Consider the following 19903-nt stretch of genomic DNA (forward strand, 5'->3'; position numbering starts at 1 on the left):
CGTCGTCATGGCCGCTTCGCTTCGGATCGCGCGGGGCTTGGTTCGTCGTCATGGCCGCTTCGTTTCGGATCGCGCGGGGCTTGGTTCTTCGTCATGACGACTTCGCTTCGGATCGCGCGTTCCGGCTAATCCGCATTCCTCCGGTCGTCATCCCGGCGCAAGCCGGGACCCAGCGCCTGCAACCGCACCCCGAAAGCCCCAAAAGCACATTCACGCATGACGCGCGGCACAAGCAGCCCCCTGACGCTCCGCAGCCAGGCAAGACTCGCAGCCCGGTCACCCGCTGGCAATCGCGAATGCTGCGTCGCACAAAAGTCTGCGTCGCATGCCCGCGATAGAATGGTGGTCTGCATTTTTCCGACTTTGGAGTTTCCATGAGCACGCCCGCCCAGCAGATCCCCGCGAGCGCCGCCCAGGCCGATGCCGCCCCGCTGCGCTTCGTCACCGCCGCCAGCCTGTTCGACGGCCACGACGCGGCCATCAACATCATGCGCCGCATCATCCAGGCGCAGGGCGCGGAGGTGATCCATCTGGGCCACAACCGCTCGGTCGAGGACGTGGTGCGCGCCGCGCTGCAGGAAGACGCCGACGCCATCGCGCTGTCGTCCTACCAGGGCGGGCACGTCGAGTACTTCAAGTACATGGTGGACATGCTGAAAGAGCGCGGCGCCGCGCACATCCGCGTGTTCGGCGGCGGCGGCGGCACCATCACGCCGGAAGAGATCCGCGAACTGCAGGAGTACGGCGTCGAACGCATCTACCACCCCAACGACGGCATGCACCTGGGCCTGACGGCCATGATCGAGGACGTCATGCGTCGCACCAAGGCCGCGCGCGACAAGCGCCAGGCCGAGGACACCCCGACCGCGCAGCCGGACACCGGCCACGAGATCGGCGTCGGCGCGGTGATGTCCGCGATCGAAAACGGTGCGCTGTCCGAGGGCGAGCTGTCGCGGCTGCGCAAGGAATGGCAGATGGCCGGCCAGCACACGCCCGTGCTGGGCCTGACCGGCACCGGCGGCGCCGGCAAGTCGTCCGTGGTCGACGAACTGCTGCTGCGCTTCCTGCACGCCTTCCCGGAGATGCGCATCGCCGTGCTGGCGGTGGACCCGACCCGTCGCCGTTCCGGCGGCGCGCTGCTGGGCGACCGCATCCGCATGAACAGCCTGCGCTCGGACCGCGTGTTCATGCGCTCCATGGCCACGCGCCGCGCGCATGCGGCCACCAACACGGTGCTGACCGACTGCATCGCCTTCCTCAAGGCGCAGGCCTACGACCTGGTCATCGTCGAGACCGCCGGCATCGGCCAGTCCGACTCGGAAATCGTCGATCTGGTCGACTTCCCGATGTACGTGATGACGTCCGACTACGGCGCGGCCAGCCAGTTGGAGAAGATCGACATGATCGACTTCGCCGAGCTGATCGTGCTCAACAAGTACGACCGCCGCGGCGCCGAGGACGCGCTGCGCGACGTGCGCAAGCAGTGGAAGCGCAACCGCACCAAGTTCGACCTCACGGACGAGCAGGTGCCGGTCTATCCGACCATCGCCAGCCAGTTCAACGATCCGGGCGTCACTTGGATGTTCACCCAGCTGTGCCGTCTGCTGCGCGAGAAGCTCAGCGACTCCGGCATCGGCTCCGAACACTGCAACTTCCAGCCTGAGCTGGACACCACCATCAAGGAACCGCGCGCCACCGTGCTGATTCCGGGCCAGCGCGTGCGCTATCTGGCCGAGATCGCCGAGCAGGGCCGCGGCATCAACAGCGGCATCGAGCAGCAGGCCGAGGCCGCCAGCACCGCGCAGAACGTCTACGAGGCGCTGAAGGAAGTCGACGCCGACGCGCTGCCCGAGCCGTTCGACGCCTACGCCGCCGACGCGCTGCAGGGCGAGGCCGACCGCACGCTGCTGACCCTGCGCCAGCGCTACAACGAGGCGCTGAAGGAACTGTCCCGCGAGGCCGTCGACCTGCTGCGCGCCTGGCCGGAGCGCTACAAATCGGTCACCGAGGACGTCACCGAATACAAGGTCCGCGACAAGACCATCCGCGTCGAGAACTACAAGGAATCGCTCAGCCACCAGAAGATCCCGAAGGTCGCGCCGCCGACCTACCGCGACTGGGGCGACACCCTGAAATTCCTGATGCGCGAGAACCTGCCCGGTTCCTACCCGTACACCGGCGGCGTCTACCCGTACCGCCGCACCGGCGAAGACCCGATCCGCATGTTCGCCGGCGAGGGCACGCCCGAGCGGACCAACCGCCGCTTCCACTACCTGTCGGTCGGCCAGCCCGCCGCGCGCCTGTCCACCGCCTTCGACTCGGTCACGCTGTACGGCGAAGACCCGGCCGAGCGCCCGGACATCTACGGCAAGATCGGCAACTCCGGCGTCTCCATCGCCACGCTGGACGACATGAAGAAGCTGTACTCCGGCTTCGACCTGTCCGCGCCCACCACCTCCGTGTCCATGACCATCAACGGCCCCGCGCCGATGATCCTGGCCATGTTCATGAACACCGCCATCGACCAGAACGTCGAGAAGTACCTGCGCGAAGACAGCCGCCACTGGGAGGCCGCGCGCACCAAGGTCGAGGAAATCTACGCCGAGCACGGCCGTCCGCACTACTCGGGTGACCTCCCGGACGGCAACGATGGCCTGGGCCTGGGGCTCTTGGGCGTCTCCGGCGACGAAGTCGTCGACGCCGAGACCTACGCGAAGATCAAAGAAGACACGCTCAAGGTCGTGCGCGGAACCGTGCAGGCCGACATCCTCAAGGAAGACCAGGCGCAGAACACCTGCATCTTCAGCACCGAGTTCGCCCTGCGCATGATGGGCGACATCCAGCAGTACTTCGTCGACCACGGCGTGCGCAACTTCTACTCGGTGTCGATCTCCGGCTACCACATCGCCGAAGCCGGCGCGAACCCGATCAGCCAGCTGGCCTTCACGCTGTCCAACGGCTTCACCATCGTCGAGTACTACCTCGCCCGAGGCATGAACATCGACGACTTCGCGCCCAACCTGAGCTTCTTCTTCAGCAACGGCATGGACCCGGAGTACACCGTCATCGGCCGCGTCGCCCGCCGCATCTGGGCCCGCGCCATGCGCGAGCGCTACGGCGCCAACAAGCGCAGCCAGATGCTGAAGTACCACATCCAGACGTCCGGCCGTTCGCTGCACGCGCAGGAAATCCAGTTCAACGACATCCGCACCACGCTGCAGGCCCTGTACGCGCTGTTCGACAACTGCAACAGCCTGCATACCAACGCCTACGACGAAGCCATCACCACGCCGACCGAGGAAAGCGTGCGCCGCGCCGTGGCGATCCAGATGATCATCAACAAGGAGCTGGGGCTGAACTTCAACGAGAATCCGTGGCAGGGCAGTTTCATCGTCGACGCCCTGACCGACATCGTCGAAGAAGCCGTCTACAAGGAGTTCGAGGCCATCAGCGAGCGCGGTGGCGTGCTGGGGGCGATGGACACCATGTACCAGCGTGGCAAGATTCAGGAAGAATCGATGTACTACGAGCACAAGAAGCATGATGGCTCGTTGCCGTTGATTGGGGTGAATACGTTCCTGCCGAAGGAGCATGCGGGGGAGGTGGCGACCGAGATCGAGTTGATTCGGTCGACGCCTGCCGAAAAAGCGCAGCAGATTGCCAATGTGAAGCGGTATGGTGAAGCGCGGAATCCGCTACAGGCGGATAGCCTCGCGAAGTTGCAGAAGGCGGCGCGGGAGAGGAAGAATGTGTATGAGGAGTTGATGGAGGCTGTGAAGTTCAACAGCTTGGGGCAGATTTCTCATGCGTTGTATGAAGTTGGTGGGGAGTATCGGCGGAATATGTGATCTGCATTCCACTGAGTGGCGATAGTGATGTGATGGCTGAGCTAGCTAAGTAAGGGAGGGGGTATGCGCGCTGCAAAGAGGGAGAGATGGGTAAGGTTCGTAAGTGTAAATTTAGGTGTAAGCCCTATTTCATCGTTGGTTAGCGAGATTTCATTAAAAAAGATAGTAGATGAAGTAATTGACGCAATTTCAAAAAAATTGCCATTGCAGCGAACTCCAAGAACGACAGCCAGGCAGCATGCGCGTCTTGTAGATTTGGTTTTATCCGACGATGAAAAGTACGCTGTTTTACTTTTTCGTCTTATCGATAAAGACGCAATTGACGTTGCGTATGAAGATTTTGAAGATGGTGATATCGAGCCGCACCCAAAAACCCCGACTCAGGGCAACCGGTCTACCGCCCATCTCGTAATTAGGCTCAAGCCAAAATTAGAGGGAAAGAAGAAAAAGTATCCCGCTTTATTGGAAGAAACGACGGGTTTGGGGGCAAGTCGTATCGAGCCAATATTGAATAGTTTGGCTCGAAAGTTTGGGAGGGGAAGCTACAAAGATAGGTCGGGACGAGAAGAACGCTATCACTGTTCGATAGAGGTCAAGCCAAAAGTTGTTGGGACAATAAGGGATGAGCTGACAAATGGCGTTCTGAAAGGCTTCACCCTTGTTCATTCATTTCCACCAAAACAAGGTAATGATGAAACGATTTATCTAGAAGATAAGAAAAGGCGACTCGAAGTCGCTGTGGTAGGTGCGGCAGTTGGTGACAAAATTGATGCGATTTGGGATAGTGTCCGAAAAAAAGCCAATAATCAAGAATATGAGCTTGTTAAAGCCTCTTACGAGAACACTGATGGCAGGCTTGTAAGTGTAGATATGCAGACGCGGCGCTCGGATGCATTGGAGGATCTCGTTACTAAGACGAAAAAAATCGAACTTGAAGCTGACGCAAATTATGATCAATCAGGTGTCTCACCTTCGATCATGAAAAAAATGATCGATGCGCTTCAGTCGTCTTGAGGCTGAATAGCTATGAATAGAAATGGAGTGTTAAGACAGGTAGTTTCGCCGTTTAGATACTATCAATTTTTCAATTATTATAAATTGTCAATTGATATTTTGCTTCCTGCCATATTTTCACTGGCAACCTGCGTTGTTTTTTATTTTGTGCCTAAGGGGGTTGCAATACTTGGGGATAATGGTTTTGTCCACTCCATTAATGGGTTATTGCAAATCCTTACCGGCTTTTTCGTGGCTGGACTAGCAGCTGTGTTCGGTGTTCGCGGTGTCTCACTTGAACAAGAGCCTATTGGGTTTAAATACTTTGGTTCGGTAAAAATTGATAGAGAAGAGGGGGTTGTTGTAACACGGCGAATGTTTGTATGCTCACTATTTGGGTATTTGGCATTTTCCAGTTTTTCTTTGTATTTGATGGGGTTGATAGCATCAATATGTGAGCCACTATTTAGATTGATGCATATCAATTCGTGCTTGCATTTTTCCATACTTTTTATGTACGCATTTGTTGTTTGGAATATATTTTTTGTAACCGTATATGGCCTGTATTATATGGTTGATAGGGCTCACAGGTCGGATCCTAAAGTTATTGATGGTCCGGTAGGTGACGGAACGGACGAAGGTTGAAAAGCCGGTTCGAAAAAATGGGAAAAATGGTGTCAGGGACAATTTCTACGGGTGCTTCTGTGTCTAGATGTGCAGCTAGAAAAAATGGTGTCAGGGGCAATTTTGGGGTATGGTCGTTTGGTGCCCTTCGTCAGCTATAAGTTCTCCGCTTGTTCCTCTTTATTGCGTTTAGGCAGTCTTAGGGCTTGGGCTTGGGGGTAATGTGAAAAAGGACTCTAGGTGGTGGGAATATTATGTTGTTAGATATTTCGTCGGCACGATTTTTGGTGCGGGCATACTTGTTGTTTTGAATAGTTATCAAGACAACATTCTGCATTCGGTGCTGCAAGGTGATAATACGCCGCTGTCTTCATTGACGGGGTATGGTCTTGTTATGTACTTAGGGTTGGGGCTTGCATTTTGTTACATCGCTAGTGCTCCGCTTTTTTGTTTTCACGCTCTCAGGGGGCTGCTCGATGTGAGGGGTAAGGTCACATGGGCAAGTCTCGCGGTTTTTTTAATTTCTGTCGTGTCTATATTGATAATGCGTTTCGCGTTTGGTATGACGATTTTTGACTGGCGAACTCTCTCATTGCTGGGTGTTGTGGTTGTTGTTTCAATACAAATAAGCATGCTAGGTGAGGCTTTCTGGAAAAAACTAGATCCTGTGGTCAACTTTTATGGAAAGTTGGCCGTAACTCGTTCAAATTCAAAGCCTGCCACGCAAGAATATGTGGAATCTTATCGCCATCTTCGAGAGCATGGAAATGCTTTTGGAATCATGCTTTTTGAGCTTATTCTTGGGCTGTCTATTGCATCTGTTGCTAATATTTATTCTGTGGCTTTGATTTTATTGGCTTGGATCGCCCCGGCGGTGTTTGTATGGTTAGTCGCTACCGTGTTAGAGATTAGAATGGTTTAAATTTTGGAAAAAGGTGTCAGGGACAATTTCTGGAAGACCGCGCACGACACCATTTCTTAGTTCCCATTTTCCTAATTTTCTCTAGGTGAAATTTCTGCGAACAGGGCTCAGGGGTAATGGAGTGCGTGAAAGTACTAATTATGATGCTCGTGATATCCATCTGTGCTCTTACAGCATGTGCTAATTCTAGTGATGATGAATTACCGCATGTCAGCCAGATCAAAGTATCGACATTTGGTTGCAGAACACGAGCAATATCCGAGCGTATCACTCAGCTACTTGGAGAGCATGATAAGCATGCCGCAATGTCTTTGGTTGAAAAATCGATGCTATCTGGAGATTGCGCTAATTTGAATGCGGGCGATCAAGTCATGGTTGAGGACGTTACGATTGATGGCCTGACCAGAGTGCGTCCAATAGCCGGTGTCGTTAGCTACTGGACAGTTAGTGAGGTGGTAGATCCTTAAGAGGGGCAATAGGGGGCGGAGGGAATTAATTCTTCTCGCGCGCAGGAGTGTTTCGCGGACGTTCAAGGGTTTGGCGCGTTCTGGGTGGCAGAAGTTGTATTTAAATGCTTTTGGCAGAATCCTTGAGATTCTTTTTCGTCGCACCAAGCTCCCAACCCTGATCGCGGCAAGGGCTGGGGGTGTGTTCGTATGTCGCGTTGCCGTTAAATACATAGGGAGATGCATGTGATGAATCAAAAGCTTCTGAGGAAGTGCTCGGCAATCAGTGCCACGATAATGGTCGCAGCCTTTAGCGCGCCTGTGTTTGCTACCAATTATGTGACCGTCACTCAATTACAAGTTGTACCAGCGGCCTCATGGCCAACAACAGTCACTGTTTATTGTCCGGCGGGCTATATGGTTACGGGTGGTGGCTTTTCAGAGATAAATAGTGGGTCGAATTCTGGTGGTGGCTCTACACAATACTTGACGCCACAAAATTATACTGGATACATAATCAACCCTAATTTCACCATCTATGCCAGCCGACCGACCGATACAGGCGATGGGTGGCAAGTGAATGGGCAAGTCAGCATAGTCAGCTCAGCCAATGTGAGCGTCTATGCGATCTGCGCATCATCAGGCTAATTTCTCTGGCCAGCGCCCAGTGGTGGGCGCTGGTTTCCTCAGTGCGATGAGGGTCGGAATAGGGTGCGGAGGGAATTAATTTTTCTCACGCGCAGAGTATGCGGTTCGCCCAAAAAGGGGGCGGAGTAGGACAGAGTAGAACAGGGGTCAGAGTGCACTTTTACATGATGGTAGGATAAGAAGTCTGCTCTGCCCGCTATTTTTTCTGAATCCTGTTTTTTGGACGCCAGAGTTCTCCGGCTTCTTCGGCGGGCAGGGGCTGAACGGTACGCTTAATATGTAGCTTGCATGGCACTCAACGTGCCGATATTCATCTGTCACTAAACGCAGGACACGCTAGTGCGTCGATTCATAACTTTCATGGCTTGCGCCACCCTTCTGTGTAGCTGTGCTTCTCAAAGGAGTCGAAGCTATTACCCGAGTGGGTGGAATATGACGGAATCATCCATAACGCAAAAGCAATGCGGTATATGGCTCGGACCGAAGTTTGCAGAGACCGAGACGCGAGCCCGAGTCGCTGGCCTGGTCTCTTCGGGCGTCCTAACCCAAGCCCAAGGCAGACGCGTAATCGCCCATGACATACGGGTTGGCGATCCCGAATGCATGGCCTACGCAGCCTACGGTGCATCCCTAGCGAAGGAGTCCTTTGCCATGGACTTGCACAAAAACCTCATGACTGTGGAGTGGGACTTCACCTGCCAGCATAGCCCGGTGAGCTGCCCGGGGCTGGTAGTCGTCGTAGCGGACGGAAAAGTGAGTTCCGTCTATCCATTGCGCATTGCGCGAATAGGGGGCGGAGGGAATTAATTCTCCTCGCGTGGAGGGTGTGCGGTTCGCGGGCGTCCACGGGGCCTGACTCGGGCGGGGCGGCCCAGGGCTTTTTCGATCATGGCCTGGAACGCGGGGTCGCCTAGCGCGCGTTCCGGAAAATGGTGCCAGGGACAATTTCTGACATGCGTTTGGGGGCATGGAGCACGTTGCGCAGCAGTGTGCTCTGATGGTGCGCCATGATCGGGTCGGGCGATGCTTGCTGCATGGCTCGATCACCGCGTCTCGATATTCCCGGTATTCCACAGCACGTCGTGCAGCGTGGCAACAACCGCCTGCCGTGCTTTCTGGACGATGAAGACCGTCAGCGCTACCTGCAATGCCTGCGTCAGGCGTTGCTGCGTTACGGCTGTCATCTGCATGCCTATGTGCTGATGAACAATCACGTGCATCTGTTGCTGACTCCGCAGGAGAAGGGTGCGGTGTCGCGGCTGATGCATACCTTTGCGCGGAACTACGTGGGTTTGTTCAACGGACGGCACGGCCGGACCGGGACGCTGTGGGAAGGGCGGTACAAGTCGTGCCTGGTGGACTCGGATGGCTACTTTCTGGCCTGTTCGCGCTATATCGAGCTGAATCCCGTGCGGGCATGGATGGTGGCCGACCCCAGCGATCATCCTTGGTCGAGCTACGGGGCGCATGCCGATGGGCGCGTGGATCCGCTGTTGACCGCGCATGCCTGTTATCTGGAACTAGGCGCCGACGCGGCCGAGCGTGCGGCTGCGTACAAGGCGCTGTTTACCGAGGCACTGCCGGATAAGGTCGTGCATGAGATCCGCACGTATCTTCAGCAACAGAAGGCGCTTGGAACGGATCGTTTTCGTGCGTGGGTGGAAGCACGAACCCGGCGGTTCGCTGCGGTCCGGCCGCCGGGGAGACCGCGTGATCGCTCAAATGGTCCCTGACACCATTTCTCCACACCATTTCTCCGGATCAGGTCGACGGCGGGAACCACAGTTTCACGATCTTGCCGTTGCGCACTTCATACACGGCAAGTGAATCGGGTGCGTGCTTGCCGGGCGGAAGACCGTGCAGGTGTTCCAGGTCGATCACCACGGGTCCATCGACGACGCGTTTGACGATGTCCACACCGAAATTCTTGGGCACCTTGCCCAGGAAGGCGAATGTCTGTTTGAGCGCAGCCTGACCCTTCACCTCGGGACGCTTGCCGGAAAGGTCGATAACACGGGCATCCTCGGCGTAGCAGGCCACAAAGGCCTCGATGTCGTGCGCGTTGTAGGCGTCGACCTGGGCTTGGACGACCTCGGCAGGGCTGGAGGTTGCGGTGGTGGTCCCACACGTCGCCGCCGTGGCCGAGTAGACGGGTGCCGCAGCCAGTAAGGTGATGAGTCCTGCGAGTCGGTACGACATGACGTTCCCTGTGATGTTGTAAGACGTACGTGTAGCGATGCTACACCACGTTCCGAAATAGGATCGGTTCCGGGCACAGACTCATTTGCATGGGACGTGTTCGGCGCATGGCCCTGACATCACCTCCCGGAATCGACGTCCTGCGCCAGCGCAGGGCATGACTGATTGTAATTATCCCTGACACCATTTTTGCTCTGACACCATTCAGACGCTAGACGTGTCGCTTGCCGGTGGCGGCCAGGCCAGCGACGACCGCGCTTTGCGAGTCCGCTTTCTTGGCGTGTTTGACCGCGCGCTTTTCCTTGAGCGTCAGTGCCGGTTTCTTCATCGTGTTTTTCTTTGCATTCAAACCCTTGCTCATTTCGTTCTCCTTGGAGATGGTCGCACACAAGCGGTCTGGACACGGATTGATTGCGCGCGCGGCCACCGGAAACACGTCGCTGAACCAGTCTACGCCGTTGCAACGGCAAAAAGGGGGCGGAGGGAATTCATCCTCTTCGCTCGGTGGGCGCGAGGTTCGCGGTCTTCCGCGAGGTCTGAACTGGGCGGGGCGGTCCAGGGCGGGCCTTTGCGACCCTCGCGTGGAACGAAATGGTTCCGGGTACACATGCCCCGTTTGCATGGATGCGCGGACAGGATTCGGGCGACTTGCCCCATGGGCACGTGGCATGGGTGCTCCGGGTCGCACATGCCTGTGGCATGGGCGATGCCGAAGGCGCATGCTGTATCGCGATGCTCCATGCGGACCAGGCCTGCGGCGCTTGCGTGAATGGCTGCGGGGCTTTCTCGAAGGAGCATCGGGAACAGACGGAACGTGTTACCAACCCACGAAGGAACGTACCCATGGCGACTTCCCAGCGAGATGCTTCTACCCCTTTTCTGGCCGCGGCCGACCGCTTGGTCGATGAGCTCCTTCCGATGTGGGAGGGTTCCAACAACGTCTGGCGGGCCGGATGGGTTCTGGACACGCTGGTCGATTACTTCATGGCGCGTGGCGAAGACGGTTCTATCATCCAGAACCCTCTGCTACCCGTCTCTCCGACCAAGAATGGCGATTGGTGGGACGATTTCGCCTGGGTGGGCATCGCGACGCTTCGTGCCGCGGAGATGGGGATTTTCCCGAAACAGCGCAACGAACTGGTCAAGGCCGCGATCAACGCCTGGACGTATATGCATGGGCCGGGCTGGTCGAGGAAGCCGACGAATCTCGCATTCCCTTTCAAGGACCTCGAAGGGTGGCAGGATTTCGATCCTTCGGCCGACCGGCGGATCGGTGCGCCGAACGCCTGGGCCAACATCCGTGACACCTGGTCTCCGGGCGAGCCGACCGCTCGCCAGATAGGGGAGCGCAAGCCACGCTATGCTCCGGGCGGCGTGTGGAACGCGCCGATCCGGGATCCGTACAGTCCGGATGTGGTCGCGGCGAATCCCGGTTGCACGGAAGCGGACGTGGCGCTCGCCCCCATCCAGAACACGGTGACCAACGGGCTCTTCGCCATCCTTTCCCTCCGCCTGGCGTTGGCGGGGGCGGGCGGCGCCTACCGGGACCTTTTCGAGGCGGCCGATCTGAATCTCGCGGCGTGCCAGGATGCGTGGACGAACCAGTGGAGCTGGTTCATGAGCTGGATTTACGACACTTACGGTGAGGAGTCCCTGGCGCTCACGATTTCTCCTACCAGGTTTCTGGTGCGCGAGCGGGTGTCGACCTTCCACGAGTATGAAGGTCGACGGGCGTGGGATGGCGGATACTGCTCCCGACTTGCATGGACCGGAGACCAAGGGCTCCTGCTTGGTTTCTTGCGCGAAGTGGAGCGAGCCGGCGGGACGATGCCGCAGCGCGGAACGGGCGCTTATCGCCTGATCGTTTCGACCGTGTTCGAGCGCGCGTACGCTCCGCGCCGATACTTCGGGTCCGGCGCCGTGGGCATGTTCTTGCTGCCATGGCTGCGCCTGGGCGATGACAACCCGTACGGCACCTCGCCGCCCGGTGGTAGCGACTATGGCGACTACCAGACCGGCAACGGAGTCTTCATGCGCTACCTCCTTCAGGCCTATCGCGCCGATCCCACCGTCGTGGACGGGTACGCGCCCCTCGTGATCGGTGCCGCGAAGCAGATGACAGAGAAGAGCTTCGGAGAGTCCGTGTATCCACCCGGTTGCTGTGACGCGTACGTGTCCATCGACCAGTGTGGCGATCATCGGCCCGCCAACCAGATGACGCCCCTCGTCAATCGACTCGCCGTGCTTCTCATGGCGCACGAGATGACCTCTGGCGAGGCCTAGATGCCTTCGATCAAGAGGGGCGCGGGGGCAGGTTCACTCATGCCGGTTTGAACCTGACTTCTTCGCGTGTTTTTGTGCCGGCGGTGAGCGTGGGAAAGGACGGCGCATAGGGCCTTGGTGTCCATCATGGCCTGGACATCGCGGCGACCGAGCGCCTGTTGTTGTTTCGGGGCGGCGCGTATTTCCCGAGGGCTTTTCTGCGTTGTCTCGCGTTGACCGGAGAGTGCAAGCATGATGCCGAAGGGCGGCGGTAGAGGAAACAAGGGTTCGTCCGGAAGCAAGGGCGGCTCGGGTCGAACGCACGGGTTGAAAGCGCCGGATTCGCATTCCGGGACGCCGCTGTCTGGCCGCAAGCTTTCTCCACCCCCCACGCGACATGAGTCTCCGAGCAAGCCCAGTGGGCCGTTGTCCAAGACCCTGTCCGTCACGAAGAAGTCTGCGACCGACGCGCCGCATCCTGCGTCGAATTTCCCGAGTCTCGGCGGTTCGCCGGTAGGAGATGCGCAGACCAACGCGGCCAATACCTGGAAGGCATTCACGCAGAAGCGCCTGCAGCATGCCTCTGCGACATCCTCGACACTTGCGCCTGATGCAAGCAAGAGCAGCGCCGACCTGGCCCCGATGAGCACGGTCACACTCAAGCCGTCCGGCGACGTGGCGTCGCCCAGTTCGGAGCGTGCGCTTCAAGGGACGGGCGCACCGAAGTCGACCGGCACGTCGATACCGCCTCCCTCGTTCACCCGGCCCGAAGGCGTCCATTCGGGCGTCCGCGAACGCGGGTATCCCCTGGGCTTCGAGAGCATGCAGCAATTCAGGGATCTGACACGTCCCGTGGCGCAGGCGAATCGGGAGGGCACGGTCATCGTTTCCGGCAGCTCGGTCACCGGTCGCAGCATGAAGCAGGGCACCGAGTTCGACAAAGGCAAAAAGGGCAAGAGCGACATCGACCTTGGCGTGATCCGCGACTATCACGATCCGGCATGGCTGGAGATCAGCGACTACAGAGGCTTTCCAAAAGGAAAGATGGCCGAGGTCGAACGCAGCTACGGCAAAAGCGTGAAGCAAGCGCTTGGGCGACCGACCGGTATCAAGTTCTTCGATCACGACCAGATCGAACAGGACGGCCGCAGTTTCATGGTCCGACCGCATACGCCGCCGGTATCGCCCCGCGGGCAACCAAGCGGTCCCTCGGCGACTACATCTGTACAGACGGCCACTCTTTCGTCGTCCGAGCCCAAGGCAACGGGAAGTACGTCCGCAAGAGCCCGTGATGCCACCCCGCCGAAAACGTCGGGCGGTGGCGGCACCAAGGGCGGCAACGTCGGTTGACTGGGCAGCTTGCGTGCCGCGACAGTAGAAAAGCGACGGGCAATCTCTGGACGTGGGGCCATGGGGCGGAAGACGATTCCGCTACCGCCTTCGCTGTTTCAGCAGGGGCCAGACCTGATGTTTCGACTGTGATGGGGAAGGGGCGATGATGCGCCGATGGCTATGGATACTTGTGCTTGCCCTCAGCGCGACGGTGCGTGCAAGTGCCCCTGAAGGGTCGATCGACAGCTTTCTCGATCGCGAGATGCCTGCTTCCGGGATGCCCGGTGTCGCCTATGCCGTCGTGGCCCATGGCGAGATCGCGTCGATGGGCGCGCGCGGTGTGGCGCGAGCCGGAGGCCACAGGAAGCTCACGCCGGACACGCCCTTTCTGACGGGTTCGATCTCCAAGAGTTTTACCGCGCTCGCCGTGATGCAGCTCGTCGAGGCGGGCAAGGTCGATCTGGATGCGAAGCTGTCGGACTATCTCGACGGCTTCTCTGGTCGACCCGGCGGCGTCATCACGATCCGTCAGCTGCTCAGCCACACGAGTGGCTTCTCCACGATGCAGGGCAACACCAGGCCAGCACGCCGCTCCGATGGCAAGGATGCGCTTGCGGATCGGGTCGAGCAGTTGGCAACGGTCACGCCGGCCTACAAACCGGGAGCGCGGTGGGCCTACTCGAACATCAATTACCAGATACTTGGCCGCCTGATCGAGGTCGTGAGCGGGCAGACTTATCAAGCCTATGTGACGACCCACATTCTGCATCCGGTCGGCATGACGCACAGCTTCGTCGCCGATGGCGAAACCCATGCGGCGATGGCGACCGGGCACCGGCCGTGGTTCGGTACCGAACAACCGATGTCGACCAACAGGACCGATCGCGCCACGGCGCCGCAAGGCGGCATCGTGGCCAGTGCGAGCGATCTGGCGCGCTATCTGCAGATGATGATGAATGGCGAGGACGACATTCTGAGCGCCGCCGACAAGGCGCGGATGATGCGTCCGGCGAGCCAGGCGTCGCCATTTTACGGTTTCGGCTGGTTCGTGGACGTCCGACATGGAACGGTGTGGCACGCCGGTGCGAGTCCCGGATTTGAATCGCTCGCGACGATGATGCCCACCAGGAAGAAGGCGGTGGTCGTGCTGGTCAACGCCGGGAGCGGCCTGGGCTTTGCCGAGACCGCTCCGCTACGCGACGGCATTACCGACAGAGCATTGGGTCTGACGGACGACAGCGGGGGATCCCGATGGCCGCCGAAATTGCTGTTCATCGGATTCGTGCTTCTGCCGATCTTCTACGTTCTCAGCATGATTTGGGCGTGGCGCTACCGTGACCGACTTCGAGCCAAGGCGAGGGCGGGGTTGTTCGGTGTGTTCAGCCTGTGGTTTCCGTTGTTCACCACGCTGGTCGCGGCGTGGGTCTGTCTGCGTCTTGTGCCGTCACTGAATGCTGCGCCGCTCGGCACCGTGCTCCTGTTTCAGCCCGATTTCGGTTGGACGCTGATTGCAAACGCAGTGACCGGACCGCTGTGGGCGGTGCTCAGGCTGGGACTGGCGTACACCGGCAGGCTGGCGAGAGTCTAAACGATGCAGATGGCACTCGCGCTCGGCTCACGAAAGCGTCGGCAGAGATCCGGACCGCACGTCATGGATTTCACGGTCGACCGTGCGCCTGACCCCTGCTTTCTTTCTGGCAAACGAAACCGGAGGACTAGGGCAAAAACGTCGCGCCATGATGCGCTCCGTTTGGATCATTGGAGTTGCCTTTCGGAAATGGCGACGCCCTGGCCGGTGGTGAACGCCGGACCGAGGTCGCCGCCACCCGTGGAGCCGCCGGACGGGCTGCCGGACGAACCGCCGGACGATCCACCCGTGCCAGAACCTGTGCCTGAGCCCGTACCAGGGTCCGTACCAGAACCTGAGCCGGAACCTGAGCCCGGCGTAGGCGTCAGCGTCAGCTGGGCATCCGTGCCGGAGTAGGTGATCTGCAGAGTGATGTAGCTGGCGAACAGCGGGTTGTAGGCCACTGAACCGAAGGTGCCGGTCAGGCTGCCCGCCTTCACGATGGTGTACTGGGTGCCCACGGTGTAGGTGCCCGAGTTCACGTCGACGGTGAGCCCTTCGCCGTTGAGATCGGCGGTGCCGCTCACCGAAAGCTGACCCATAGTCCGCGCCCGCCGTGGCCGTCGTGGTGGACGTGGGCTGCACGCCGATGGTCAGGGTGTTGCTGCTGGCCGGGTTGAAGTTGCTGTTGACCTGCAGGATGCCGCCCTGCACGGACCAGTTCGCGATGGCGTTGGGTGTCGTCCCGCTGGCGCCGGTGATCGTCCAGGTGCTGGTGCCGGTCTTGAGCAGGGTGGTGAAGCCGGCGAAGACAGGCGTACCGGAAGCTGGTCGGCGCACTGGCCGAGAGGGTGCCGTCCAGCGTGGCATCCGTCGTGCCGCCGAGTTCTAGCGTGTCGCCGCCGTGGGTGCTGCCGCTGGTGCTGACCACGTTGCCGACCAGGGGGGGCGCCGGACAGCAGTCGGAGCGTGTTGTTGCCCCCCGAAAATCCACCGCATCGGCCTGGACGCCATTGCCGGCATCGCCGATGCCGCCGGCGATGGTGCCGCTGTTGATGAGGGTCGAGTCGCCGGTGGAGACCATGCCGACGCCACCCGCGCCTGCGCCTCCCACGCTGCCGGACGTCCCGGCAACGCCAGCAGCGCCGGAGGGTGTGCGGCTACTACTTAAATAGAAACGGCCGCCGAGGCCTCCGTCTCCGCCCGCACCGGCGTTGCCGCCGCTCCCACCGATGCCACCATTGTTGCCGGCGATGGTGCCGGTATTGGTCACGGTGAAGCCGCTGCCCGAGAGGCCGCTGGCGTTGCCGGGACGTCCGGCAGCGCCGCCATCACCGCCGTTGCCTCCGGCACCACCGCTACCGCCGGTGCCCGGGGTGCCGCCGCTCTGCGCGTTTCCGCCCTGGCCACCGGTGCCGCCGGCTCCGCCATCGCTGCTCTGACCGCCCAGGCCGCCGGTGATCGTGCCGGCATTGGTCAGGGTGAAGCCGGTGCCAGAGACCCCCGCCACGCCGTTGCCGCCCTGGTTGCCGTTGCCGTGGTGGCGCCGTGGGCACCGATGCCACCGGCGCCGCCGTCGGCGCTCATACTCCCGCCGCTGCCGCCCGTGCCGCCTGTGCCGCCGGCGATGCTGGCGTCATTGGTCAGGGTGAACCCGCTGCCCGTGACAGCCACGCTGCCCGCAGCACCATTGCCACCGCTACCGCCACTTCCTCCGTCGTAACCGCGGGTTTCGCCGCTGCTGATCGTGGAGCCCCCGCCGGGGCCACCCTTGCCGCCGTCCGCGCCATCTCCGCCACTGCCGCCCGTGATGGTACGGGTGTTGGTCACGGTGAAATCGTCGCCTGTCGCGGCCGCGCCGCCGATACCGCCGTTGCCGCCGACACCGCCGATACCGCAGTTGCCGCCGACACCGCCGTTGCCGCCGTTACCGCCATTGCCGCCATTGCCGCCATCGGTCTTGGTGTAAATGGCATCACCGCCACCGGAGCCGCCGACACTGCCGTTGCCGCCGTCACCGCCCGACAGCGTGCCGGCATTGCTCAGGCCGAACCCGTTGCCCGAGCCCCCGGCCCGCCGCCACCGCCATTGCCGCCGTCGCCACCGTTGCCGGAGCCGGAGCCGGAATAGCCCCCGTTGCTGTTGAAACCGGCCACGGCATTGCCGCCATAGCCACCGGCGCCGCCGACGCCTCCGGCACCGCCGGCAGCGGTACCGGTAGGGGTATTGGTCAGGGTGAAGTCGTCTCCCGTGATGCCCGCGCCGCTGCTGCCGCTGCTGCTCAAGAAGTAGTAGCCGCTGGAGGTGCCATCGCTGCCATGGCCGCTACCGCCGGTACCGCCGTCTCACCGCTAACGGTGTTGCGATTGAGTTGGCCGGGCACATAGCCGCCGTCGCTGCCGTTGCCACCGCAGCCCCCGCTGAGGGTGTCGTCGCTGAGCAACTGATAGGTGCTCGTGCCTGTGATGCCTTGCCCGAAATGACCGCCGCCACCGCCACCGTAGCCGTAGCCGTAGCCGTAGCCGCCGTTACCGTCCGCACCACCGTAGCCCGCGCCGCCCGCGCCGCCGCTGGAACCCGGTGTCGTGGGGGTCTGAGGCAGGCCGGGGCCCCGGTACGCCGCGCCGCCCGTGCCATCCGCATTGGCATAGCTGGGGTTTGTGGCCGTGCCGGTGCCCGCTTGACCGCCTGCACCGCCATTGCCGCCCTTGCTGGTGGGGATGCCGTTGCCGCCGGTACCTCCGGTGCCGTCGCTGGCACCCGTCGTTGTAGTCAGGGTGGTCGTGGCCGCGTCGTGGGCCGGATTCACTGGCAAGAGGGGTATCGCCAATGCCAAGGCGATCGCCGTGACCAGCGGCGCCGCGGCATGGCGTGCGAGGCGCCATGGTCCCGTCGCGGGACTGGCGCTCCGGCCCTGGGCACTGCCCAATTCGGAGATGACCTGGACCACGCCGAGCGCGCGATTGAAGAAGAGACGATATACCCGATTCACGGCGCCCCTGCTGGACGATGCATCCTGGCAATTGGGCCATGTTGACTTGATTGAGTACGGTCAGGCAAATGCCGTGCTGGCGCGGAATCCGCTGGGCATGCAGGGTCGGAGTGCCATGTGTGCTGACGCATGGTCGATCAAAGGGGCTCGGCCTCATCATCGATAGTGACCTTCAGGTCGGAGCTGTGCGCGTGAGTATGATGGGCAAACTGGTCATGATCGGTCGGATGTCACCTCTGCCAACCCCTTCCCGCAGCTCATTGAGACGGACCGCGTTCGTTGTTGTGCATCGAGCGATATCGTGGACTTAGACCGAGACTGCTGAGCCTGGCTGAGTTATGGATATGGTGGTCTGCTTGATCTGGTTATCTCCTTTGCTCTCGGTTTGCGGCTTCCGGGTAGCTCAGTCCTTGAACGCATCGCGAGGGAGAGAGGCTCTCTGATTGGATTGCTGCATATCTGTTTTAAACTGAGTCTTTATCCAGGGGGTGAACATGTACATGAAGAGGGTGGTTGTCTTCTTTTTCTTTGTCGTGTCGATGTCGTCAGCGCATGCGCAGTCCGCGAGCTTTTTCGACATGCCCGTGCTGCAGCCCAATGTCCAGCCCGGAAGTGCGTACGTGCCCAATGACATCGATGGAGATGGCGTATCGGACATGCTTTGGTTCGATCCGACGACGTCGCAGTTCGGCTACTGGACGATGACCATCGACTCAAACGGCGACTTTCATCGAGCCGCGCTGCGCACCTTTCAGGTGACCATGGGCTACATGATCGGGGCCTTAGGTGACTTCAACGGCGACAATCGAGTCGATCTGGTATGGACCAGTGCGAACGACGACCTCTATCTGTGGTCCTCGAGTGGGAGCGGCTTCCGGTCGACGATGATCGGTACATATCCCGATGGCTGGAAATTGCTGGGCGCCGTGGATATCAACGGTGACGGGCATCCAGATCTGCTCTGGAAGAACGAGGCGACGCATCAGTTCGGCTATTGGCTGATGAACGGCAGTAAGCGCATTGGGGTCCGGACCTTTGACATTACGCCGGGCTATCGGATTGTAGCTATTGGCTATTTCGGCCAAGCCCGGCGCGCGAGCTTGGTCTGGGAGGGGCAGGACGGAGATTTCTATGACTGGGATGCGCAGTCCTCTGGAGGCTTTCATTCCTATTTCATCGGCAATCTTGCGCGTGCTGGCGATACTTATCATCTGGATGCAGCATTCATCATGGGGCAGGAAAATGATCAATATCCTTCTTTGTGGCTGGTTACGCTTGATTCCACAGAGGGACATGAAGAAAGCTACAGCTGGGACCGGGTGATGGACGATCAGGGTCACGTTCTTTCGAATACCTTGTACGACGGAACGACGGGAGGTTGGTTCCCCAACTCGCATCGCTCTGGGGCAATCTACTACCGCCCGTTCGGGACATATTCTGCCCACCCGATGTCCATCATGACGGGGCGAGGTGACTACATGCCGTACCCGCAGGTGGTTGAAGTGAGTAATATCAACTTTGAGTCTCCCACGTTCAGCTCGTCGTCGTTCTACAAAAGTCTTCCTATCGATTGGTATGTTGTCGGAGCGCCGTGGTACCGGAACGACCAGATTTATTTCGGACCATCTGGAGGCTGACCCACAGGCGTGACAAAAGCGTCAGGATTCTTTTATTCGAATCACCGTGCTTGGTCCTTGTAGTTTCGGATGCGCGGACTTGTACTTTCCGGAATAGATCAAGCTGTATGCGAGAAGTGACGTCGGAGCGCAACCGCTCCGACGAGCGTACGCATGAACGTATCGACGCCTGTGTCCGGAAAACGCGCAAGAATTCGCAGTGTCGCTGTGGTGCATCTTGCGTTGATGTCTCTGCCCGGTTTGCATCGATCCATCAGAACGGCGGACATGGTGGTAGGTGAGACGGTTCTTGCGCAGAGGGTGCAAGCGGGCAGGCGAGGGTAGCCGCCAAGCCCTGAAAAGGTTGATGGTTGAAACGTAGGCCATCAGCGTCGACACGCAGTTCGCGCTCGGCGAGCGTACGGGTATGGCGTGGCCCTGGACGATGACGAAG

Annotated in this window: 17 protein-coding genes; 12 read left to right on the top strand and 5 right to left on the bottom strand. The window is 59.8% G+C overall.

Going from position 1 to position 19903, the window contains the following annotated elements:
* Positions 1–374 precede the first annotated feature (374 nt).
* The 7 genes from LF63_RS06750 (at position 375) to LF63_RS06765 (ending at position 9214) form a co-directional block, all read left to right on the top strand.
* Complete coding sequence (locus tag LF63_RS06750; RefSeq protein WP_043100539.1) at positions 375–3848, top strand: methylmalonyl-CoA mutase family protein; 3474 nt, start codon at positions 375–377, stop codon at positions 3846–3848.
* Positions 3849–3911: 63 nt separating this feature from the next.
* The gene (locus tag LF63_RS15765) at positions 3912–4862 is read left to right on the top strand and encodes a hypothetical protein (protein ID WP_152569262.1); all 951 of its coding nucleotides are present in this window, start codon (positions 3912–3914) and stop codon (positions 4860–4862) included.
* Positions 4863–4874: 12 nt separating this feature from the next.
* Positions 4875–5486 (top strand): hypothetical protein, encoded by a 612-nt coding sequence (locus tag LF63_RS15770; RefSeq protein WP_152569263.1) that lies wholly within the window; start codon positions 4875–4877, stop codon positions 5484–5486.
* A gap of 202 nt (positions 5487–5688) precedes the next feature.
* Entirely contained in the window at positions 5689–6387 is a 699-nt protein-coding gene (locus LF63_RS15775; protein WP_152569264.1) for a hypothetical protein, read from the top strand.
* 125 nt (positions 6388–6512) lie between these two features.
* Positions 6513–6854: a hypothetical protein gene (locus LF63_RS15780; RefSeq protein ID WP_152569265.1), complete on the top strand. Its 342-nt coding sequence runs from the start codon at positions 6513–6515 to the stop codon at positions 6852–6854.
* 228 nt (positions 6855–7082) lie between these two features.
* A complete protein-coding gene (locus LF63_RS15785; protein ID WP_152569266.1) occupies positions 7083–7481 on the top strand; it encodes a hypothetical protein in 399 nt (132 codons plus the stop codon).
* Between the two features lie 1034 nt (positions 7482–8515).
* Positions 8516–9214 carry a transposase gene (locus LF63_RS06765; protein WP_043103345.1) on the top strand — a complete coding sequence of 233 codons (699 nt, stop codon included), beginning with the start codon at positions 8516–8518 and terminating at the stop codon, positions 9212–9214.
* Between the two features lie 28 nt (positions 9215–9242).
* On the opposite strand, the gene LF63_RS06770 is transcribed toward LF63_RS06765, so the two are convergent.
* Positions 9243–9680 carry a nuclear transport factor 2 family protein gene (locus tag LF63_RS06770; RefSeq protein WP_043100545.1) on the bottom strand — a complete coding sequence of 146 codons (438 nt, stop codon included), beginning with the start codon at positions 9678–9680 and terminating at the stop codon, positions 9243–9245.
* 211 nt (positions 9681–9891) lie between these two features.
* Positions 9892–10041, bottom strand: a complete 150-nt coding sequence (locus LF63_RS16115; protein WP_184655033.1) for a hypothetical protein — start codon at positions 10039–10041, stop codon at positions 9892–9894.
* A 482-nt stretch (positions 10042–10523) separates the two neighbouring features.
* On the opposite strand from LF63_RS16115, the gene LF63_RS06775 reads away from it, so the two are divergent.
* From LF63_RS06775 to LF63_RS06785, 3 genes are all read left to right on the top strand, one after another.
* Positions 10524–11963 carry a hypothetical protein gene (locus LF63_RS06775; protein WP_043100546.1) on the top strand — a complete coding sequence of 480 codons (1440 nt, stop codon included), beginning with the start codon at positions 10524–10526 and terminating at the stop codon, positions 11961–11963.
* A 405-nt stretch (positions 11964–12368) separates the two neighbouring features.
* Positions 12369–13292, top strand: a complete 924-nt coding sequence (locus tag LF63_RS06780; protein ID WP_043100547.1) for a hypothetical protein — start codon at positions 12369–12371, stop codon at positions 13290–13292.
* Positions 13293–13464: 172 nt separating this feature from the next.
* Positions 13465–14862 (top strand): serine hydrolase domain-containing protein, encoded by a 1398-nt coding sequence (locus LF63_RS06785; protein ID WP_200877537.1) that lies wholly within the window; start codon positions 13465–13467, stop codon positions 14860–14862.
* Between the two features lie 167 nt (positions 14863–15029).
* Here LF63_RS06785 and LF63_RS16120 read toward each other — a convergent pair whose 3' ends face one another.
* Positions 15030–15443, bottom strand: coding sequence for a hypothetical protein (locus LF63_RS16120; protein ID WP_043100549.1), 414 nt, complete (start codon positions 15441–15443; stop codon positions 15030–15032).
* Positions 15425–16351, bottom strand: coding sequence for a hypothetical protein (locus LF63_RS15795; RefSeq protein WP_152569267.1), 927 nt, complete (start codon positions 16349–16351; stop codon positions 15425–15427). Before LF63_RS15795 ends, LF63_RS16120 begins: the two co-directional genes overlap by 19 nt.
* Positions 16352–16389: 38 nt before the next feature.
* Here LF63_RS15795 and LF63_RS16125 point away from each other — a divergent pair, with 38 nt between their 5' ends.
* A complete protein-coding gene (locus tag LF63_RS16125; protein ID WP_184655163.1) occupies positions 16390–16971 on the top strand; it encodes a hypothetical protein in 582 nt (193 codons plus the stop codon).
* A 151-nt stretch (positions 16972–17122) separates the two neighbouring features.
* On the opposite strand, the gene LF63_RS16345 is transcribed toward LF63_RS16125, so the two are convergent.
* Positions 17123–17833: an ESPR domain-containing protein gene (locus tag LF63_RS16345; protein ID WP_052394792.1), complete on the bottom strand. Its 711-nt coding sequence runs from the start codon at positions 17831–17833 to the stop codon at positions 17123–17125.
* Between the two features lie 500 nt (positions 17834–18333).
* Between LF63_RS16345 and LF63_RS06800 the strand changes: the two genes are divergently transcribed.
* Positions 18334–19470 (top strand): FG-GAP repeat domain-containing protein, encoded by a 1137-nt coding sequence (locus LF63_RS06800; protein WP_235205281.1) that lies wholly within the window; start codon positions 18334–18336, stop codon positions 19468–19470.
* The last annotated feature ends 433 nt before the right edge of the window (positions 19471–19903 follow it).

Origin of the sequence: Oleiagrimonas soli, assembly GCF_000761445.1 — a bacterium.
In the GTDB taxonomy this organism is placed as follows: domain Bacteria; phylum Pseudomonadota; class Gammaproteobacteria; order Xanthomonadales; family Rhodanobacteraceae; genus Oleiagrimonas; species Oleiagrimonas soli.